13 protein-coding genes are annotated in these 19,788 nt (G+C 44.7%); 6 read left to right on the top strand and 7 right to left on the bottom strand.

Going from position 1 to position 19,788, the window contains the following annotated elements; all coding sequences use genetic code 11:
- The first annotated feature begins 15 nt into the window (after positions 1-15).
- Together HMPREF3034_RS08790 and HMPREF3034_RS08785 are read left to right on the top strand one after the other, a co-directional pair.
- Entirely contained in the window at positions 16-1,218 is a 1,203-nt protein-coding gene (locus tag HMPREF3034_RS08790; RefSeq protein ID WP_082721747.1) for a DUF1735 and LamG domain-containing protein, read from the top strand.
- A 26-nt stretch (positions 1,219-1,244) separates the two neighbouring features.
- A complete protein-coding gene (locus HMPREF3034_RS08785; RefSeq protein WP_036899162.1) occupies positions 1,245-2,297 on the top strand; it encodes a DUF1735 domain-containing protein in 1,053 nt (350 codons plus the stop codon).
- A gap of 128 nt (positions 2,298-2,425) precedes the next feature.
- On the opposite strand, the gene HMPREF3034_RS08780 is transcribed toward HMPREF3034_RS08785, so the two are convergent.
- The 4 genes from HMPREF3034_RS08780 to HMPREF3034_RS08765 form a co-directional block, all read right to left on the bottom strand.
- Positions 2,426-3,874 carry an MFS transporter gene (locus HMPREF3034_RS08780; protein WP_036899165.1) on the bottom strand — a complete coding sequence of 483 codons (1,449 nt, stop codon included), beginning with the start codon at positions 3,872-3,874 and terminating at the stop codon, positions 2,426-2,428.
- 62 nt (positions 3,875-3,936) lie between these two features.
- Complete coding sequence (locus HMPREF3034_RS08775) at positions 3,937-6,414, bottom strand: bifunctional UDP-N-acetylmuramoyl-tripeptide:D-alanyl-D-alanine ligase/alanine racemase (RefSeq protein ID WP_036899169.1); 2,478 nt, start codon at positions 6,412-6,414, stop codon at positions 3,937-3,939.
- Positions 6,415-6,827: 413 nt separating this feature from the next.
- The gene (locus tag HMPREF3034_RS08770) at positions 6,828-8,309 is read right to left on the bottom strand and encodes a M56 family metallopeptidase (protein ID WP_082721746.1); all 1,482 of its coding nucleotides are present in this window, start codon (positions 8,307-8,309) and stop codon (positions 6,828-6,830) included.
- A complete protein-coding gene (locus HMPREF3034_RS08765; RefSeq protein ID WP_036899189.1) occupies positions 8,290-8,691 on the bottom strand; it encodes a BlaI/MecI/CopY family transcriptional regulator in 402 nt (133 codons plus the stop codon). The genes HMPREF3034_RS08770 and HMPREF3034_RS08765 overlap by 20 nt, the downstream gene beginning before the upstream one ends.
- 580 nt (positions 8,692-9,271) lie before the next feature.
- Between HMPREF3034_RS08765 and HMPREF3034_RS08760 the strand changes: the two genes are divergently transcribed.
- Both HMPREF3034_RS08760 and nrdG read left to right on the top strand, forming a co-directional pair.
- Complete coding sequence (locus HMPREF3034_RS08760; RefSeq protein WP_062434887.1) at positions 9,272-11,494, top strand: anaerobic ribonucleoside triphosphate reductase; 2,223 nt, start codon at positions 9,272-9,274, stop codon at positions 11,492-11,494.
- The gene (gene nrdG / locus HMPREF3034_RS08755) at positions 11,491-12,000 is read left to right on the top strand and encodes an anaerobic ribonucleoside-triphosphate reductase activating protein (RefSeq protein WP_062434884.1); all 510 of its coding nucleotides are present in this window, start codon (positions 11,491-11,493) and stop codon (positions 11,998-12,000) included. Before HMPREF3034_RS08760 ends, nrdG begins: the two co-directional genes overlap by 4 nt.
- A 302-nt stretch (positions 12,001-12,302) precedes the next feature.
- Here the strand turns inward: nrdG and HMPREF3034_RS08750 are convergent, their stop codons facing one another.
- The 3 genes from HMPREF3034_RS08750 to HMPREF3034_RS08740 form a co-directional block, all read right to left on the bottom strand.
- Complete coding sequence (locus HMPREF3034_RS08750; RefSeq protein WP_062434881.1) at positions 12,303-13,100, bottom strand: GSCFA domain-containing protein; 798 nt, start codon at positions 13,098-13,100, stop codon at positions 12,303-12,305.
- A gap of 5 nt (positions 13,101-13,105) precedes the next feature.
- Entirely contained in the window at positions 13,106-15,853 is a 2,748-nt protein-coding gene (locus HMPREF3034_RS08745; protein WP_062434878.1) for a bifunctional fucokinase/fucose-1-phosphate guanylyltransferase, read from the bottom strand.
- A 98-nt stretch (positions 15,854-15,951) separates the two neighbouring features.
- Positions 15,952-17,136: an AGE family epimerase/isomerase gene (locus HMPREF3034_RS08740; protein ID WP_062434875.1), complete on the bottom strand. Its 1,185-nt coding sequence runs from the start codon at positions 17,134-17,136 to the stop codon at positions 15,952-15,954.
- 314 nt (positions 17,137-17,450) lie between these two features.
- On the opposite strand from HMPREF3034_RS08740, the gene HMPREF3034_RS08735 reads away from it, so the two are divergent.
- Both HMPREF3034_RS08735 and HMPREF3034_RS08730 read left to right on the top strand, forming a co-directional pair.
- The gene (locus HMPREF3034_RS08735) at positions 17,451-18,551 is read left to right on the top strand and encodes an SGNH/GDSL hydrolase family protein (protein WP_062434973.1); all 1,101 of its coding nucleotides are present in this window, start codon (positions 17,451-17,453) and stop codon (positions 18,549-18,551) included.
- Complete coding sequence (locus HMPREF3034_RS08730; protein ID WP_036899205.1) at positions 18,548-19,744, top strand: ROK family transcriptional regulator; 1,197 nt, start codon at positions 18,548-18,550, stop codon at positions 19,742-19,744. Before HMPREF3034_RS08735 ends, HMPREF3034_RS08730 begins: the two co-directional genes overlap by 4 nt.
- Positions 19,745-19,788 lie beyond the last annotated feature (44 nt).

Here is a 19,788-nt window from a genome sequence, read left to right as displayed (position 1 = left end):
AAAGGAATACATAATATGCAACGATATAAAAGTACTATCGCAATGGCGCTGACCGGAATAGCCTTGATGGGCTTCAGCGCATGCAACGATGCAGAATATTCTCCGTTGGAACGTCAGGCTTTCTTTGCCGAGACAAAGACCAATGCGAATATAGCACAGAAGATTACCGTGGAGGATGACGGCACTCCTGTAACCTTCCATGTACAGCTTTCATCTCCTGCTGAGGGAGACACCCATTTTGGCGTGGAGTTCGACGAAGCTGCCTTGAAGAAGTATAATGAAGATAATTTCACCAATTATGAACTCTTACCAGCATCAGGCTATGATATGCCGATAAAGGAAGTCACTCTGAAAGAAGGCGAAAGTTTATCGGGCGACATTGGCATTCATGTCAATCCTTTCACAGAAGAGCAGAAAGCCAAGGCTAAGAAGTTTGCTTTGCCCCTGAAACTGGTAAGCAAAGACGGCAAGCAAGCGGTGCTTAATTCCGGAGGATCCATGATACTATTATTCGATAAGGTCGTACGTCAGGATGTACCTACATACAATGCGCATGTTCCTTTCCAGTTTAAGATGAAGGAAGACTTCAACTCTACCCAATGGACAGTGGAATTCTGTGTGAACATCGACCGCTTAGGTGAGAAGGTTGGCGAAATGAACAATCAACAGTTACTTTGTGGTTGGGGTAACAGCAGTGAAGACGGAGAAATCTTCTCACGCTTCGGTGATGCGCCTATCGAGGGTAATCGAATGAATATTAAGGCACAGGGTGGCCAGCTCAATAGCAATACACAGTTTGCTGCAGGCAAATGGTATCATGTGGCTATCGTAAGCAATGGCAGCTCTCTGAAGCTTTATGTCAATGGTGTTCTTGACAAATCGGAGGCTGTTTCCGGCAAACCTGTACACATCAAAGCCGATAACTGGTGGTTTGGTAACCACGACGGCGAACGCTTCCAGTATCTAAAGGCTAATGTGAAAGTGAGCGAATTGCGCATTTGGTCAAAAGCACTTTCTCAGCCACAGATTGCCAATAACATGTATGGTACCGACTTAACAGCTGAAGGTCTCTATGCTTACTTCAAGCTCAACGAGGGTGTTGGCAACGATTTCAAGGACGCTCGCGAAGGCAATGAGAACAAGGGAGCCAAATCAGCTTCTAGCGATGGCGACGTAGAATGGACTAAAAATGTTCGTATCGATGGTAAAGAAAAGTAGACAATAATCTCTAACGACAATCTAAAATGAAAAAGAATATATTTAAATCCGCTCTTCTGGCTGTGTCGACAGTATTATTGTTGACAGCCTGCGAGAGCGATCCGGAAGTGGGAAGCACGCTCTATCCTTCAATGACAGACGCATCTACCCCCGTAGCCTATATTGACAATCACTCTTATGTGCCAAAAAATATTCAAGCAAACATCTTCGTGCAAAAGGGTACATCGACGGAACTTGACACCGATGGTTGCGAACTGAAGTTTAAAATACACCTTACTATAGCTAGCAACAAAGACTTGGTCTTCAATCTGAAACAAGATAATGCAAAGATTCCACAGGCTTATGCCGAGAGTCATGAGGCACTGAAGGAAGATGCTTTCACTGTAGCAAAAGGCACTGTGACGATCAAAGCCGGCAAACTAGAGTCGGAAGATGAATTTGATATCAAGTTGGACGCAGCCTCTAAAAGCCTGATTGGAGTAGAAGATGGCAAAAAGATGATGGCAGCCTTCACTGTAGAAGCGCCTACCGAGGTGACTCTCAGTGAGAAATACAATGCTTATTGCTGGGAAGTAAGCAAGAAAATATTCTGGGTAAATCCCAAGGGATCGACCAAGGGTATGGAACAACTCGACGTTAACACCTATGATGTGAATGCCGCTAGCTACGGTAATATCGGCCCAAATTTAAGCGATGGTAAAGATGATTCCTATCAACAATATATGGTAAGCAATTCATCTACATCTTATTTAAAAATAGATTTGAAGAAAGAAACCGATATCAAGGCCTTGCAACTGACCCCTTGCGGTTCCTCATTCTTCGGTGATCTCAACGAATTATTTGTTCGCGAGATAGAGATTTTCGGTTCTACTGCTGACAAAGGCTTATTCCAAATGACTGATGCCGACATGGTACAACTAGGTGTAGCCACATGTCCCGCCATGCCCAAAGGACCAAATGATAAATGGGATATTGTATTCTATGGTCCACAGAAAGTTCGCCATATATGGGTAAGAATGGTATCGGCTTTTTCAGATAGCAGTTCCGCTTTTATCAACGAATTGAGAATCTTTAAATAAAAAGTTTGAAAGACAAAAAGGTAATTATGATTATTATAAATAAAGATTGTTGATTTCGGGTAATCATCTCTGGTTTTAAGGTAGAGGGCATATCTATATGATATGCCCTCCTTTTATTTTTTTACTATTCAGACTATTGGTTTATACTTGGGAACCAATAGTTTTATCATTGTCCAACCTATCAGATAGGCCACGGCGCAGATACAAAAGACTATCATATAGCCGCCCGGCTTACCTTCAAAACCCATAAAACGGAAAGCCGAACCTTGCTCCGCTGCATAGGTAAAGAGCAAGCCGGAACCCTTATTCAACATAAAGCTGCTCACGCCACCAGCCATCGAGCCAATACCGGTAATCGTCGCTATAGTCGATTTAGGGAACATATCGCCAATTGTAGAATATAGATTGGCCGACCAAGCTTGATGCCCTGCTCCTAGCAATCCTATGATGATAGCAGCCCACCAAGCACTCATCGTACCCATAGGTTGCGCCAATAATCCCAAAACAGGGAAACAAGCAAATATCAGCATGGCCCGCATGCGACCGGCATAAGGATTCATCCCCTTCTTATCTACAAAGTAAGTAGGCAGATAACCACCCCCGATACTGAGCACGGTACAGATGGCATAGAGTGTAAAAACGAGCGCAATACCCATCGATGAGTCCGAAGTATAACCATATTGGTCGGAGAAATAGGCCGGCGCCCAAAACAGAAAGAACCACCAGACACCATCAGTTGAGAATTTACCAACAAAGAATGCCCACGTTTGACGATAGGTAAAGCACTTCCAAAAGCCAATAGGTTTCTCGCTTGTCTGCACACTTTGTGTTGCGCTAGGGAGCGTCTCATCATCTTGTTCTATATAAGTCAGCTCGGCTTTATTCACATATTGATTGCTTCGGGGCTTATCATAAAGCCATATCCACAGCCCCATCCACACGAACCCAAGCATACCGATGATGACAAAAGCCATCTCCCACCCCCACGCACGAGCCAGCAATGGGATGGTAGCCGGAGCTGCCAACGCCCCTACAGAGGCTCCACTATTGAAGATGGAAGTAGCAAAAGCCCGGTCTTTCTTAGGAAAATACTCTGCCGTCACCTTGATAGCAGCCGGAAAATTCCCCCCTTCGCCGACAGCAAGAACGAGTCTACAGGCTAGAAACAACCACACACTGACAGTAGCCAAAGCCACCGCCGCATCGCTTCCATACTGTATAAGAGCCAACTCTTCCATGCTATTATACCCTTCAATGTGCATGGCCAGCCAACCACAACCGGCATGAAGGATAGCTCCGGTAGACCAAACAAGAATAGCAATGAGATACCCTCTCTTCGTTCCCAACCAGTCTATGAGCTTTCCGGCAAATAGGTTTGCAATGGCATAAAAGATAGAAAAACAACCGGTAATGGTACCGTAGTCATTATCGGTCCAATGAAATTCGGGAGCAATAAAGTCTTTCCAAGTGAGCGATAACACTTGGCGATCTAAATAATTTACTGTTGTTGCCAAGAACAGCAAGGCACAGATGACCCAACGAAAGTTAGACATCCGGCCTGTTTTCTGTTGCTTCATATTATTAAGGTTTTAATTATATCGTGTTTAACAAGTAGCTATTATCTTTCAAAAAAGCCCTATCAGTCTTGGAAGTAGATACGCTTCACTCGTAGACTGATACCGGTAAGCACCTCATAGGGGATAGTATCAAGCACATCGCTCAGCACCGTTACCGGCAGATGATCACCGAATATCTCGACAGTATCGCCTTCCTTGCAGTCTATTCCCGTCACATCTATCATCGCTACATCCATACAAATGTTGCCGACATAGTATGCTTTCTGCCCGTTGACAAGGCAATAACCATGTCGATTGCCCAAGTGACGATTCAAACCATCAGCATATCCGATAGGGATAGCAGCTATCACACTGTCTTTCTCTAACGTTCCCTTACGGCTATAGCCCACCGTTTCATCGGCCGGAACATGGCGTAGCTGTAGTATTGTGGTCCTCAGTGTGCTCACATTGTTAATGGTTGCGTTGTCACGAGAGTTGATTCCGTAGAGCCCTAGTCCCAATCTACACATGTCGAGTTGACGGTTCGGGAAGTGAATAATGCCTGCCGAATTATCTATATGTCGCAAAATCTTATGCTCAAAAGCATCTTGCAACTGCTTGCTACCTTCTTCAAAGAGAGCAAATTGAGCAGCAGAGAAACTATCAAAGTCATCACTATCCGACCCAACGAAGTGCGAAAACACCGACCGAGGGATAATAGCATTTTGGTGTTTTAGGCGATCTATGAGACGCGGCATGTCTTCACGAGGATTAAACCCCAGCCGATGCATACCGGTATCGAGTTTGATATGTACGGGATAACCGGTGATACCTTCTTTCTCAGCAGCCTTGATGAGTGCTTCCAACAGGCGAAAACTATAGACTTCGGGCTCTAAATCATAATCAAACATGGTCTTGAACGCCGACATCTCCGGGTTCATGATCATGATATTGCTCGTGATTCCATTCTTGCGGAGCGTCACTCCCTCATCGGCAACAGCCACGGCCAGATAGTCCACACGATGGTCTTGCAATGTCTTAGCTATCTCCACACTCCCCGCTCCATACGCATCGGCCTTAATCATGCACACAAGTTTGGTCTCCGGACGCATGAATGAACGATACCAATTCAAGTTGTTCACCACCGCATTCAGGTTTACTTCCAAGATAGTCTCATGCACTTTCTGCACCAAGAGTTCCGTCAATTGGTCGAAACCAAATTGGCGTGCACCTTTCAACAGAATCACTTCGTCGCGCAAACCATGGAACACATCACTGTGAATAAATTCTTCGACATTCTCAAAGAAATACTTTTCGCCCACAGCTATCACATCCGCCTGCTGCAACAACTGCGGACCAATACCGATAAACTTCTGTACACCACGCTCCACAGCCATGTTCGACACCTCTTGATAAAGCAACTTGGGCTGTTCACCACTTTGGAATATATCGCTCAGAATCAAAGTTCGGCGACGCCCTTGATGGTCTGGTCGACGATTCATAAAGTCGAGTGCTATGTCGAGTGAGTTTATATCCGAGTTGTAGCTATCATTAATAAGCGTGCAACCATGCTGTCCTTGTTTCACTTCCAAGCGCATAGCCACCGGTTCGAGAGCCGCCATCCGCAGATTCAAATCCTCCTTTGACACACCAAGCAGTAAAGCCACAGCTGCCGAAGTGACACTGTTAGCCACCGAAGCGTCGTCGATGAAAGGCAGTTCATACTCTCCTTGCTCCGTGCCATGGAACACATACGATACACGAGTAGTAGTCTCTCCTTTCTCCACCTTATTTATATAGAGGGCAGCCTGCGGATTCTTCATGCTCCAATCAGTCTTCTCACCCTTATATTCTGATTCCGCCAAGCAACGCACAACGATGTCGTCGTCTGAACAATAAACCACATTCTGCGCATCATGGAACAACTTCAACTTCTCCATGCACTTCTCTTCCATCGACGAGAAATTCTCTTGATGAGCCAATCCTAAACTGGTGAGCACCCCGATAGTAGGCTGAATAATATCGCCCAAAGCCAACATCTCGCCCGGCAAACTAATACCTGCTTCAAAGATACCTACTTGTGTCTGTTCATTCATCAACCATACCGAGAGTGGGACACCTATCTGCGAGTTGTAACTACGGGGACTACGTGTCGTCATTAGTTGTGGAGATACCAGTTGGTAGAGCCACTCCTTCACCATCGTTTTACCATTGCTACCAGTAATTCCGACGATAGGAATATTAAATTCATCGCGATGACGCTCGGCCAAACGCTGCAAAGCTTCCAATGAGTTGACCACTTTCAAGAAGTTAGCATCAGCATATTGCTGTGCAAAATCATGCGGTACATGTTCTACAACAAAGTTGCGAACACCGCGACGATATAATTCCGGGATATAATGATGTCCGTCGTTACGCACGGACTTCAATGCAAAAAACAAGGTTTCTTCAGGGAAACAGAGTGAACGACTATCGGTTAAAACGAATCCGATGTTTGCTTCATGTTCTCCAAAACGACGCGCACCTATCAGTGTGGTTACTTTTTCAATAGTATATGTCATCGTATGATGTGTTGAATGTCTTGTATACAGCTACCATTAAAGGCAACTTAGCTTTTGCAAAGATAATGCAAATGAGCGCAATGAGAATTTATTCTCAAATTGCCGAGTGCAGCTTATCTTATGCAAAGATAATGCTATTCAAAGACAAATGAAAATTTATCATTGATTTGTTGACACCAAGTTTATTCCTCAACATTGGTCAGTCGGTTAGCAATAACCTACATGGTTGTCACACTTCCTTTGCCAAAAGGGCAAAAAAAAAATTGATTATCATCACGACAACCAATCTTTTATTAACCTTAATAATCTAATACCATGAAAAACACGATGCAAAGATATATGGTTTTTGTATACGTTCCAAATATTTCATGGTATTTTCTTCTATATATAACATCTTTTTGATTTAAATCAATTTATTTCAATCTAAATCGGCACATATACTGCTCTGAAGAGCTAACCTGCTTACCATCTTTTCGGGCGGGTGTCCACTTAGGCATCAGACTCACTACCCTTATCGCTTCATTTACAAGCGCTTTGCGAGCCTGAGCAAGTTGTTCTTCATTTGCACCGGCCGTACCATTCTCACCGGCATCAGCTTTTTTATACCCTGTTATAATCATATCGTTCTGCAAAATTGCTTTTTGTGTTGGGACATAAACTCCCTTCACATCTACAAGACTACCATCATCCCCTACCGTAAAAGTAACCTGCACATTACCTTCTACGCCATTATCTCTAGCAACAATAGGATATTTGAGATGCATGGCCAAAAACTTCATCATTTCATCATGGCCTCCCATATATTCCGCCTTGGATTTCTGTTCATCAGAAACAACACACTGAACCACATCTTCCACCTTTTTTGCTTTCACCAGTTTGCGCATTTTTGTTTTCTTCTGTCCATCGGTAAAGTCCGATAACGTAGTTTTTCCACCCCTCTCCATATTCTGGAAGTCATTTGAAACCATTCCTTTACTCATACTTTGTGACTCACCAACAAGCTTATCTACTTGTTGATTCAATTCTGGAGTGGCAAAAGCACTGAGTGCAATCGATGCCACCAACACTACGTACAAACCTTTTGTACGCATCCATGGGTTAGATTTCTTACGTAACATCATTGTAATTCTTTTTGTTAATAGACTGTGATTAAAACTATTTGCAAAGGCATAAGGACTTGTCCCCACTGCCTTACGAATCAATAAATACTGGTATCGGGAACCCTCTATACCACCGGCAAGCACCGCATCATCGGCCTCATACTCGTGTACATCGCGTAAAGAAGTACCCATAATCCACGCCAAGGGATTAAACCATTGTACCGTTTGCACCAAATTCAACAGCAGTATGTCCCATGAATGGTACGCACGCACGTGTTCGCGCTCATGGCATAAAATCGCATCGGCATCATTCTCATAATCAGCCTGACTGATAACGATACTGTTAAACCAACTGAAAGGAGACACATCATCGGCATGGCAGAACAGTCGGATACCGTCTTTCACTTCGGTCCAAAGTACACCTTGATGTATTTTTCGATAGAGCATGCCCAACTGGAACATCTTAATAAGCAGAGTTATCGCAACACCGATTATATATAGATAGCCAATTATACCCCACCAATTGACAGACACCGATGTGGGCAATCCTACCGTATTTCCAGCATCAGTAGACTCTACCACCACTCCACTCCCCGACTCCAGATACACACTGACGGCATAATCGCCCCACGAGATAGCCGGGATATTAACCCAAGGAAGCACCAAGGAGAGTAACATCACAAGGATAAGCATCAATCGATTGAATCGAAAGAACGACTCCTTCTTCAAGAGCAACATGTACGGAATGTACATCAAGCTCAAATAAACCACAGATTTAATGACGTAGCTCAGCATCTTTAATCATCTGAAGTAATTTCTCTATCTCACTAACACTAATCTTTTCTTCGCGTACGAAGAAGTTGACCAAAGAACCAACCGACCCACCAAAGAAGTCGGTCGTCACTTCATCCATCACTCGCGAGGTGTACTCTTCTTGACTAAGCAGCGGCTTGTAATACAAAGCTTTGCCCATATCGAGACGCTTCGACTCTGATAAATACCCCTTGGCTGTCAATATTTTCAAGAATGTAGCAACCGTTGTGTATGCCGGTTTAGGCTCTGTATACCTCGCCAATATATCTTTCACGGTAGCTTCATCCCTTATTTGCCAAAGTATCTTCATCACATCCATCTCGCTTTTCGTCAAGACCGGATATTCTTTTTTACTTCTATTCATATCTACGAAAGTTTTAGTAATCACATCGCAAATATATACTAAACTTTTCGTAATTACTCTTTTACACTCTCAAAAACTGCCAAACATTAACTTCTATATTTAGTAATGCACCGCCATATTTTTAGTAATTAACAAGTATATGAATGTTATAAACTCTATAACGCTTCACTTGAAGCTAGCTGCAAAGGTTCGACAATATCGCTGCATCGCCTCTTCAGCAGTGCTGCCTAGCCTACTCAGCAACGTTGCCAAGCCACTGCAATGAATTCATTAACTGGCAAATAGGACGACAAATAAGCAATCTAATGACCCATACACAGCTACATGGCGAGGCTATTAAAATGTACAACAAATAGTAAACAAAACAACATAACAGTTTACCTTTATGGAAAACCAAACTCATACAATTTAAAACAAAGTTTTCCATTTTATTTTTCAACTAACTGAATATCAAAGACTTGACATATTTTAACACGACAAAAGTTTCCCAAAACGAATTTCATATTAATAAATAAGCTATCTTTGCAAAAGCAATCAACTAACAACATAAGAACATTTAAAATACACTATTTACCCTATCATGATACAAACGGTTGTAAAGAGAGATGGTCGCATCGTTGGATTCAACGAGCAGAAGATTAGTGCGGCGATTCGTAAGGCCATGCTTCACACAGAAAAAGGAGAAGACGAAGCACTCATTGTCAAAATCACCGACCATGTAAACTTCAAAGGCAAGGCACAGATGACCGTAGAGGATATTCAAGATGCCGTAGAAAAAGAGCTGATGAAGAGTTCTCGTAAAGACGTTGCGCAGAAATACATCCAGTATCGTAACCAGCGTTCGATAGCTCGCAAGGCTAAGACACGCGACATATTCTTGGACATCGTCAACATCAAAAGCAACGACGTGACGCGCGAAAATGCCAACATGAACGCCGATACACCGGCTGGAATGATGATGAAGTTTGCTTCAGAAACAACAAAACCGTTTGTCGACGATTACTTGTTATCAGAAGAAGTACGCGAGGCCGTACAGCATAACTATATCCATATTCATGATAAGGACTATTACCCTACCAAGTCGCTGACCTGTGTACAACACCCGCTCGACATCATTTTGAAGCACGGATTCACCGCAGGGCATGGCAGCTCGCGCCCGGCTAAGCGCATCGAGACGGCTGCCGTATTGGCTTGTATCTCACTGGAGACATGCCAAAACGAGATGCACGGTGGGCAAGCTATCCCAGCCTTCGACTTCTATCTCGCTCCCTATGTACGTTTATCGTACCAGCAAGAAGTGAAGAATTTGGAGAAATTGTATGGCGAAGACTTCTCCGCGCTTTACGATGCAGAGATAGACGACTACATCAATCGACCTCTCGACGGCCTACAAGGAGCAGAGCGCGTAAAGCAACATGCCATCAACTCTACTGCCGGACGTGTACATCAGGCCATGGAAGCATTCATCCATAATATGAATACCATCCATAGCCGTGGAGGAAATCAGGTGGTATTCTCGTCTATCAACTACGGCACCGACACTTCGGCCGAAGGTCGTTGCGTGATGCGCGAGCTACTCATCTCCACCTACGAAGGCGTGGGTAATGGTGAGACTGCTATCTTCCCCATCCAAATATGGAAGAAGAAACGTGGCGTAAACTATCTGCCCGAAGACCGTAACTATGATCTTTACCAACTGGCATGCAAAGTAACGGCTCGTCGTTTCTTCCCGAACTTCCTGAATTTGGATGCTACTTTCAATCAAAATGAAAAATGGAGAGCCAACGACCCCGAACGTTATAATTGGGAAATTGCAACCATGGGATGCCGCACTCGTGTGTTTGAAAACAGATATGGAGACAAGACATCGGTGGGACGAGGCAACCTTAGTTTCACCACTATTAATATAGTAAAGCTCGCCATCGAATGTATGGGTATCGAAGACAAGGCAGAACGTATCAATAAGTTCTTTGCCAAGCTCGACGGTATGCTTGAGTTGACGGCCAAACAACTAGACGAACGATTCCAATTCCAAAAGACAGCTTACGCCAAGCAATTCCCATTACTCATGCGTTATCTATGGACCGGTGCCGATCATCTCAATGCCAACGACACCATAGAGAGCGTCATCAACCAAGGTACATTGGGTATTGGATTCATCGGATTGGCCGAATGTTTGAAGGCATTGACAGGCCAACACCATGGCGAAAGCGAAGAGTCGCAGCAGTTGGGTGTAAAGATTGTCACCTATATGCGCGACCGTGTGAAAGATTTCTCAGAACAATACGGCCACAACTACAGCGTATTGGCCACACCGGCTGAGGGACTTTCGGGTAAATTCACGAAGAAAGACCGCAAGGAATTTGGCAACATTGAAGGCGTGACCGACCGCGACTACTACACCAACTCCAACCATGTACCGGTATATTATAAATGTTCGGCTCTGCATAAGGCTCAAGTAGAGGCTCCTTATCACGACTTAACACGTGGCGGCCACATCTTCTACGTAGAGATAGATGGCGACGCGACGCACAACCCACAGGTGATTATGAACGTGGTAGACATGATGGACAAGCTGAATATGGGCTATGGCTCGGTGAATCACAACCGTAATCGTTGTATGGACTGTGGTCATGAGAACGCCGATGCCAATTTGGATGCATGTCCAAAATGCGGTAGTCATCACATCGACAAGCTGCAACGCATCACCGGTTACCTCGTTGGTACAACCGATAGATGGAATCAAGGGAAATTGGCCGAGCTAAACGACCGCGTTACCCATATTGATACTCCAAAAGAATGATAAGTGTTTTAGACATCATACACGACACCACAGTAGACGGACCGGGCTTTCGTACCTCCGTCTACTGTGCCGGTTGTCCGAACGAATGTCCCGGTTGTCACAACCCACAATCGTGGGACATTAACCGCGGAACGCCCATGACGACCCAGCAAATCATGCATGAAATCACGCAAGACCCATTTGCCAACGTCACATTCTCAGGTGGTGACCCTATGTTTCAAGCCGAAGGATTCTTGGAATTGGCACTGGCTATTCGACGCGAAACGAATAAAACAATTTGGTGTTTTTCGGGTTTTACTTTTGAAACCCTACAAAAAAAAGAGCACACTCGTGCGCTCTTAGAACAAATAGATGTATTGGTGGACGGCCCATTCGTGCAATCGCTACGCGATACCGACCTATTATTCCGCGGCTCATCCAATCAACGACTCATTGATGTACGCCGCTCTCTGACGGCCGGCAGTCCGATATTATTCGTCTACCAACCATATCCCATAGCTATTTAATCATAAAAGAACGTCGCTTCAACCAATATCCGAAGAAACGATGAAGCAAGGTATTCAGTGCCGTCTTCACACTACTGACAGCCTTTAGTTTATAACCATTCACAAACAAATGGCTGAATGGCAAGGCCACACACCCTTCCGCAGCTATCGCTTCCAGTAAAGCTGCCTGCCCAGAACATACTATGTATAAGCGTTACGTAAATTACGTTGCGTAACGTACGCAATTTATTTGAAACCGCAAAATTTAAGGATTGATTCTGTTTAAAAGGCTATTAAACAGAATAAAATATTGGAATGAACTACTATAAATCATACTTTTGACGGAATGCCTGTTCTCGTTCTTGCGCCTGTTTCAAGAACGATTGGTATTCAGGAGCATCACTATTGAATGGACGATGAGCCAAAGCTTGCCCTATCGGTCGCCATTCTTCAATAAACTGAAAGGTTTGTTTGGAGAAGAAAGTCTCTCCAAAGCGCTGCCAAATATACGATACAGCTTGCTCACTGGGATGCAACATATCTTCACTATAGAAACGATAATCGCGCAATTCATCGTTCATCAACTCGTAAGCCTCAAAATACGTGACGCATTCGGGCATGGTCTGAACGAGTTGATGGGCTGCCAACAAGAGCGTAGATTTAGATAGTTGACTGCCATGATAACCATATTTGCGGTAGCGAATAGGACTGACGGTCACAATAACATGTACCTGTGGATTCTTCTTCGTAAGCAGTTGAACAGCTTTCCGCAAATAATCCGTACACTGTTCTACACTCAATTCCTGCTCATCGAAAAGTATTTGTGGCCGCTTCTGACAGTTATCGACTATCTCACCGGTCTCTTTCAACACATACACATGATTGGTACCGAGCGTAAATACAGCCACATCGGGCACATCACCCTCATATCGCTGCACAGTATGAAGGATGCTCGCGGGATTGTACATCACGCCAAACGGATTGACGACCACACGGAATTGCGAATCGGCAAAACGTCGACCGATGTTCTCGGCAAAGCATGAGCCAACGAAAAAGAGACGATGGCGTGGCTCAATGGTCCACGCCGAACGTGCTATATCGACTTTCGTTTGAAGTTCCATACATTCTAACTACGACTCACCTGCAGACCTGTAGTACTGAGACTCATATCCACGAAGCGGGCATTAGAGTTCAGACGATGGTCGTTGAGTATCTTCTTGATACGCGCAGCTGCCTCCGGATCTTTCGCAACCATATAGAGATAACCGCCTCCACCGGCTCCCGGCAACTTATAACCTAGACACAAATCGTCTATCAAAGCTGTTAGTTGAGCCATCTCGGCAGGATTTGTTCCGGCATCGAGTAGCTGATTCTGCTGCCAAGTATGGCGAACCAACATCCCCATCGTGTTGAATTCCTGTCTTAGCAACGCCTCGTACATTTCCTTGGTGTGTTCCTTCATGCGACGCAACAGTTCTATCTCATCGTGCTGATTGAGGAACATACGACGTACAATCTCACCCAATATGGTCTTTGCCGTACGCGTAATACCCGTATAATATAATAGGTGACAAGCCTTGTATTCGGGTTGTACGAAGAGGTCGTTGGGTAAATAGCGTACATCAGGCGTCTGTTCAAAGCCTCTATCGGTTTGCAATAACTTCACTCCTTGAAGCAAACCACCAAACTGATCTTGCCATCCGCCACCCGTAGTAAGCAACTGTTCGAGCACCAATGTGCGTCTACCAATCTCGCTCTTATCCCACAACAGACCGCAGAAATCATTCAATGCACCCAAAACAGTAGCTGCAAGGATGCTACTTGTACCCAATCCACTGCCCGCAGGAATAGCAGACAGCATCGTAAGCTCGATACCGCTACCAAACGCACCAAGCTGTTGTTCGAGCGAAGCAAAACTTTCTTCACCATAAGAAGGATGGAAACCGGCCAAAGCCAAAGCAGCTTTCGGGATGGAGAACGGACTTCCCACGTGGTTGAAATCGCCCAATTGCTCGTACGTAGTAATCTCCTCGGCCGCACCAAGGTCGATACTTCGCAAGATGATATGGCGCTCCTTGCAAGGCTTTACATAGGTTTGCAAAGGCGGTTGACCGTTCAACTCTATGGCAAGATTTATAACTCGACCGCCTTCCATCAAACAATAAGGAGGCGTATCGGTCCATCCGCCGGCAATATCTATACGCACCGGACTACGTGCCCAGACGATTTGATCTTGATAAATGGTGGGATGTGGGCGCTGACCAGCCGCAGCTACCTGATCCATTAAACCTTGGCGTAACAATGAAAAAGCCTTTTCACCTTGTTCACTGTAACCCTGTTCTCCCTTCAAACGATGCAACTCGCTGCGGAACATCGCGTCATGAATACGCGTCATCAGCGGTTCTTCACCCGTCAATGCAGACGGTTCAGGCAGATTAGCATCCGCATATTCCTTAGCAGCATCCTCTAAATCCACTTGATAAAAAACACTATGTTCATGATTACGGGCCAATGCCGGCCAGTTATCATTACGGAATGAGCGGCGTTGCGCAAAGAGTCGACGCAGATTAGCAACCGCAGAAATATCCTCGGCACTCATCTTTCGACATCCATCAAAGAGTTGTTGAGCCTCTCGACTCGCATCCAAGCCAAGCATATAGCGCAATACCACTCCTATATCCTCTACCGAATCAACCACCGGGAACATCGGTGTTTGCTGTAATTCTCCATCAAAACGGTCTTGGAAACCATAGGTACGAACCACGTATTGCGACTCTCCAACAGGCACAACGTCTACACATTGTCCGGCTTTCAACGTTAGTTCAAAATCATTTTCGGGCACACCGGTGATAATATGTTCGTGAGACAGCGTCCAATGCGAGCCCACACAGCTATTCTCTACCCACAGATTCTGGTTTTCAGCGGTCAGTTTTACACGCAACAGACAGTTCTGTACGAACATTGAAGGATGCGGTTTGCGTGAGTGATGCATGATTTTACGCTGGTCGTTCTCCAAATTTTGAACGGCCAAAGTAGAAGAAAGAAGTTCGTGAGATGTCCCAAAATGGTAGAATTCTCCACCCGGTAACGGCAAAACAGCGACTTTCAATTGCGCTATTTCTTCGTCAAGCATCGTCGGATGGGTACCCAAACAGCAACCGAAATCGCTATACATGTCATAGTTGACAAGCTTTCCATCCTTCATCGAACGCTTCATCATCAACTCGATAGCACGGTCGCTGAAAAGCCAAATACCAATATCCGTGAGATAAAAATGATCCTTCAACAAGCTATTCAACGTCTCCACTGACGGCTTTTGCAGCATACATTTCATCACACCGGGTGTCTGTCGAGACGAAACAAAGACTCCGTGGTCTTTCGCAATGCTTAAATCAAGCCACAGTCCATAACAAACGACGTCAGCATCAGGTATTTCCTGCAATGGCTTCGTGGCACGAATATACACGTCACCACTTACTATCATGGTGTGAAGATGCTCCGGAGCAGCCTCCATGATACGTTCATAGAGAGGTATTTGCAGTGACAACAGGTCTTGAGAAAGACGCTGTCCACGTTCCCAACGGAATACAGGAATAGGCGTAAGAATCTTTCCGGAAGGCGCATACGAAGGCAATCGACGGCTTTGTCCGCCGGCATGGAGCAGCAATCTACGCTCACTGCCGAGCCATTCGTGCATATCTTGGCCTTGCGCCCACGCTTCATGGCAAGTTTGTAACAACCACGTGGAACCACCGCCGGAGCCTAACTTATGCCCAACAGGGTCGTTGGTACAAAACCATTCATCACGAGAATAACCGGTAAGCTCATGGAAACAACCTACCAAGTTAGGAGGGAGCGAAAGGAGTTTCTTCATTTTTGTAGATTTTATCTCTTGCAAAAATAAGAAAAAAAACTCACATTCGCCCCCTTGGAGAATCAGAAAATAAGGATTTCCTGTGTACTATCGTACTCTTATAATGTCTTCAAAATCTCATCACAGAGTTCATACGACTTCACCATCATGCGTGGGATATGGAACGGTCCTTTGTAAAGATTACCCTTAGCAGGCTGTGCTACCGTTCCATCGCGATGCAAATAACCATACCATTCACCGAATTGTGCATCGGGGAAGTGAGCGTATGTCCACTCACTTATCTGACGATGACGGTACAAATATTCGTCATCACCGGTAGCCAAGTAAGCATAAAGCGAAGAGATAATGGTCTCACACTGCGGCCACCAGAACTTCATATCCTGCGAATAATCTTGTGGAGGCAAGTTCTTACAGTCTACAAAGTTGATAATACCACCGTATTGTTTATCCCATCCCCAGTCCCACGACCAGTTAAAGATGGTAAGAGCCATATCAGTAAGCTTCTTATCCCAACCACGATGGCGCGACTCTTCCAACAGGAACCAAGACGTTTCGATACAGTGACCGGGGTTGACAGCACGCGTCATATTGGTATCTACAAACTCACCATTAGGACCTACAGTCTCCAACAAAGCCTTAAACTCCGGATGTATGAAATATCTTTGCAATTTATCTATGGACTCATCAATCTGCTGAGTGAGCTTCGGATCGTCACAAACCTTTCGCAAACACGAGGCTACATTGATTAAAATCATCACAATGGAATGACTCTGGAGATTCACTTCCGGCTCAAATTTTGCTGGCAAAAAGCCCGGAGTATTGAGGAATCGAACAGCATCGGAGAATATATCCATTGCTCTTTGAGCATACTTCTTATCTCCTGTAGCCAAAGAATATTCCGACATAGCGATAGCGGCAAATGTCTCCGAGAATACATAACGACGCTTACGGAGTGGCGTTCCCTCTGCTGTAACAGAGAAATACATATGTCCCTGCTCATCGAAACAATGCTTCTCGATAAATTCCAAGGTGCTGGCGGCAGCATCCAACCACTGCTGATTCTTCTCTATATGATTGTATGCGTATGCACAAACAAAGGCAAAACGCCCTTGAAACCATACCGATTTCGTCGTATCCATCAGTGTTCCATCACGGTCTACACACGTATAAACGCCACCATTCTGCCGATCCCAACCATGTTCCATCCAAAATGGCATGATGATTTTTGTCAAATCATTCTTGTAAGAATTCGCCCAAAAGCTCAAATATTCCTTTTTGTCCATAGCTATATATTTTGCCTGCAAATCATTTTTTATGCGACATGATGCAAAATTAGTTCTTTTTGATCAAGATTCCAAAAGATTCTAGTATTTTATTTTATATTTAATCAAAATATTTATAAATTAACCCTTATTTCCAAACAAATACTCATTAAGTCGTTTTAACGAATCATATAAAGCGTTCTTATCATATAGTTTTCCACCGTAAAACACACCAATATCAGCAATTTTTCTTATTTTTGCATTGAGCAAACAATATAAAGATGTACCTTTTTATATATGGGAAGTACATCATAGGAATTTCAAAGCGTCAAGAAATGAGAAGAACAGCCTGCATCATAGCGCTATGCTGTGCTTGCTTCACAACCACACTTGCCAAGAGCGGTAACCAAAAATTAATCAAGGCTACCGACTCCAACATCCTCTATACAGGTAGAACAGCCCAACAAGCAGACGGTAGCGTCTCTTACGATTGGGTAGGTACCTACGTACAGACGCGCTTTACTGGTAATTCTATCGCCGTCAATATATCCGAAATCGACACCAGTTATCATAACATATTTATCGATAATCGCCTTATAGACAAGATAAAAGTATCGGGACGGGAGCCTCACAAGGTTGTGTTGGCAGAGAATTTAGGTAAAGGCACACACACCTTGAGATTGCAAAAGTGTACCGAAGGCGAGTACGGGTGTACTACTATCCACGGCTTTTACGTAGACAAGGGTGCTCAATTAAGTCCCGTAGCTCGCAAAAGCAGGATGATAGAAATCATCGGCGACTCCTACACTTGTGGCTATGGAACAGAGGGTAAGAAAGCCACTGAGCGTTTCAAGCTATCCACCGAGAACTGCAACAAAGCCTATGGTTGCATCATTGCTCGTTATTTCGATGCCGACTATGCCCTCGTAGCTCACTCCGGCCGAGGCATGGTGCGTAACTATGGCGACAGCGTACGAGTTTCAAAAGCTAACATGAGCGACCGTTATGGGCTTTTGTTCGACGCCCATGGCACACAGGCTTACGACTTCAAAGCCTATCATCCCGACTTGGTCATCATCAATCTTGGCACCAACGACTTCTCACCCATTGCCATTCCGAGTAGCGCACAATACGTCGGTGCCTACGTCAAGCTCATCAAACGCGTCAAAACCAACTATGGAGACGTACCTGTACTTTGCATTCTCCCTCACTCGGCCAACATATATCTACAGGCCAATTTCAGAGAATTAAAGACCGCCATAGCCAATTTGCAGAAAGTATATCTCGCAGCTCCGATGCTCAACATCGTCAGTGAGGAGTTTGATACAGGCTCTGATTGGCATCCAAATTATCAAGGACAACAAAAAATCGCCATGACACTCATTCCTCAGATTTCAATGATAATGGGTTGGCAACTTAATACCGACATACAATGATTAATATCTTCCAAGACGAGAAAGACTCTAAAAACATGCTTATCAAGAACAAGATAGTAGAGTTTTTCATTCACAACGGCAACTCTACCAATACAGATTTGTCGAAAGAGTTGAATCTGAGCATCCCCACAGTCTCTAAACTCATCAATGATATGAGCGACGAGGGATTTGTACTAGAATATGGCAAGCAGGAAACTAGCGAAGGCCGAAAACCCATCTTATACGGCTTGAACCCCGATTCCGGCTACTTCGTCGGAGTTGACATGGGACAAGACTGTATCCATATGGGACTGATGAATTTCCGCGGGGAACTCATCAACCTGCTCATGGATATTCCTTTCCAATACGCCAATACGATGGAATCGCTCAACGACTTGTGTCAACACATCAACAAATTCATCGATTCCCTCGAAATTTCGCGCAAAAAGATTCTCAACGTCAACCTCAACATTCCCGGTCGTGTGAACTCTGGAACCGGCTATAGCTACAGTTTCTACAACGTATCTGAGGAACCTTTGACAGCCATATTGACTGAGAAGATTGGTATTCATACCAACATTGACAACGATACGCGTGCCATGGCCTACGGTGAATACATGCAAGGATGTGTGAAAGGAGAAAAAGATATCATTTTCATCAACATGAGTTGGGGACTTGGTATGGGCATCATCCTCGAAGGTCATCTCTATAAAGGCAAGTCGGGATATGCCGGTGAGATTGGTCACATGCCTTATTTCGACAACGAAATCATCTGCCATTGCGGTAAAAAGGGATGTTTGGAGACCGAAGCATCAGGCCGTGCGTTCTATCGCAAAGTGAAAGAGCACATCGAAGCCGGCGAAACCTCCATCCTATCACAAGACGGACAGACCGACTTCACCATGGAAGAGCTCATCAATGCCACTAATCGTGAAGACCCTTTGTGTCTGGAAGTGCTGGAGCAGATAGGTCTTAACCTAGGCAAAGCCTTAGCCGGTATCATCAACATATTCAATCCCGACTTGGTTGTTATTGGCGGAACGATGTCACAGACTGGCAACTTTTTGATGCACTCCATTGAGACCAGTGTGCTCAAATACTCACTCAATCTCGTCAATAAAGACTCTCACATCGTACAATCCAAGCTAAAAGAGCGTGCCGGTGTCATCGGAGCGTGTATGCTCGCCCGTAAGGTTGTGATTGAAGAGCAGTAAAAATAAAAGTCAGAAAGACTCCCCCTTGCCGTGTTATAATCTAT

The organism is Prevotella sp. DNF00663 (assembly GCF_001553265.1).
In the GTDB taxonomy this organism is placed as follows: Bacteria; Bacteroidota; Bacteroidia; order Bacteroidales; family Bacteroidaceae; genus Prevotella.
This window is presented reverse-complemented; position numbering and strand designations above follow the sequence as displayed.

Bases quoted from the DNA above. Each gene is read 5' to 3' on its own strand.
- HMPREF3034_RS08790 (WP_082721747.1), top strand. From the start codon at position 16: ATGCAACGATATAAAAGTACTATCGCAATGGCGCTGACCGGAATAGCC.
- HMPREF3034_RS08785 (WP_036899162.1), top strand. From the start codon at position 1,245: ATGAAAAAGAATATATTTAAATCCGCTCTTCTGGCTGTGTCGACAGTA.
- HMPREF3034_RS08780 (WP_036899165.1), bottom strand. From the start codon at position 3,874: ATGAAGCAACAGAAAACAGGCCGGATGTCTAACTTTCGTTGGGTCATC.
- HMPREF3034_RS08775 (WP_036899169.1), bottom strand. From the start codon at position 6,414: ATGACATATACTATTGAAAAAGTAACCACACTGATAGGTGCGCGTCGT.
- HMPREF3034_RS08770 (WP_082721746.1), bottom strand. From the start codon at position 8,309: ATGCTGAGCTACGTCATTAAATCTGTGGTTTATTTGAGCTTGATGTAC.
- HMPREF3034_RS08765 (WP_036899189.1), bottom strand. From the start codon at position 8,691: ATGAATAGAAGTAAAAAAGAATATCCGGTCTTGACGAAAAGCGAGATG.
- HMPREF3034_RS08760 (WP_062434887.1), top strand. From the start codon at position 9,272: ATGATACAAACGGTTGTAAAGAGAGATGGTCGCATCGTTGGATTCAAC.
- nrdG (WP_062434884.1), top strand. From the start codon at position 11,491: ATGATAAGTGTTTTAGACATCATACACGACACCACAGTAGACGGACCG.
- HMPREF3034_RS08750 (WP_062434881.1), bottom strand. From the start codon at position 13,100: ATGGAACTTCAAACGAAAGTCGATATAGCACGTTCGGCGTGGACCATT.
- HMPREF3034_RS08745 (WP_062434878.1), bottom strand. From the start codon at position 15,853: ATGAAGAAACTCCTTTCGCTCCCTCCTAACTTGGTAGGTTGTTTCCAT.
- HMPREF3034_RS08740 (WP_062434875.1), bottom strand. From the start codon at position 17,136: ATGGACAAAAAGGAATATTTGAGCTTTTGGGCGAATTCTTACAAGAAT.
- HMPREF3034_RS08735 (WP_062434973.1), top strand. From the start codon at position 17,451: ATGAGAAGAACAGCCTGCATCATAGCGCTATGCTGTGCTTGCTTCACA.
- HMPREF3034_RS08730 (WP_036899205.1), top strand. From the start codon at position 18,548: ATGATTAATATCTTCCAAGACGAGAAAGACTCTAAAAACATGCTTATC.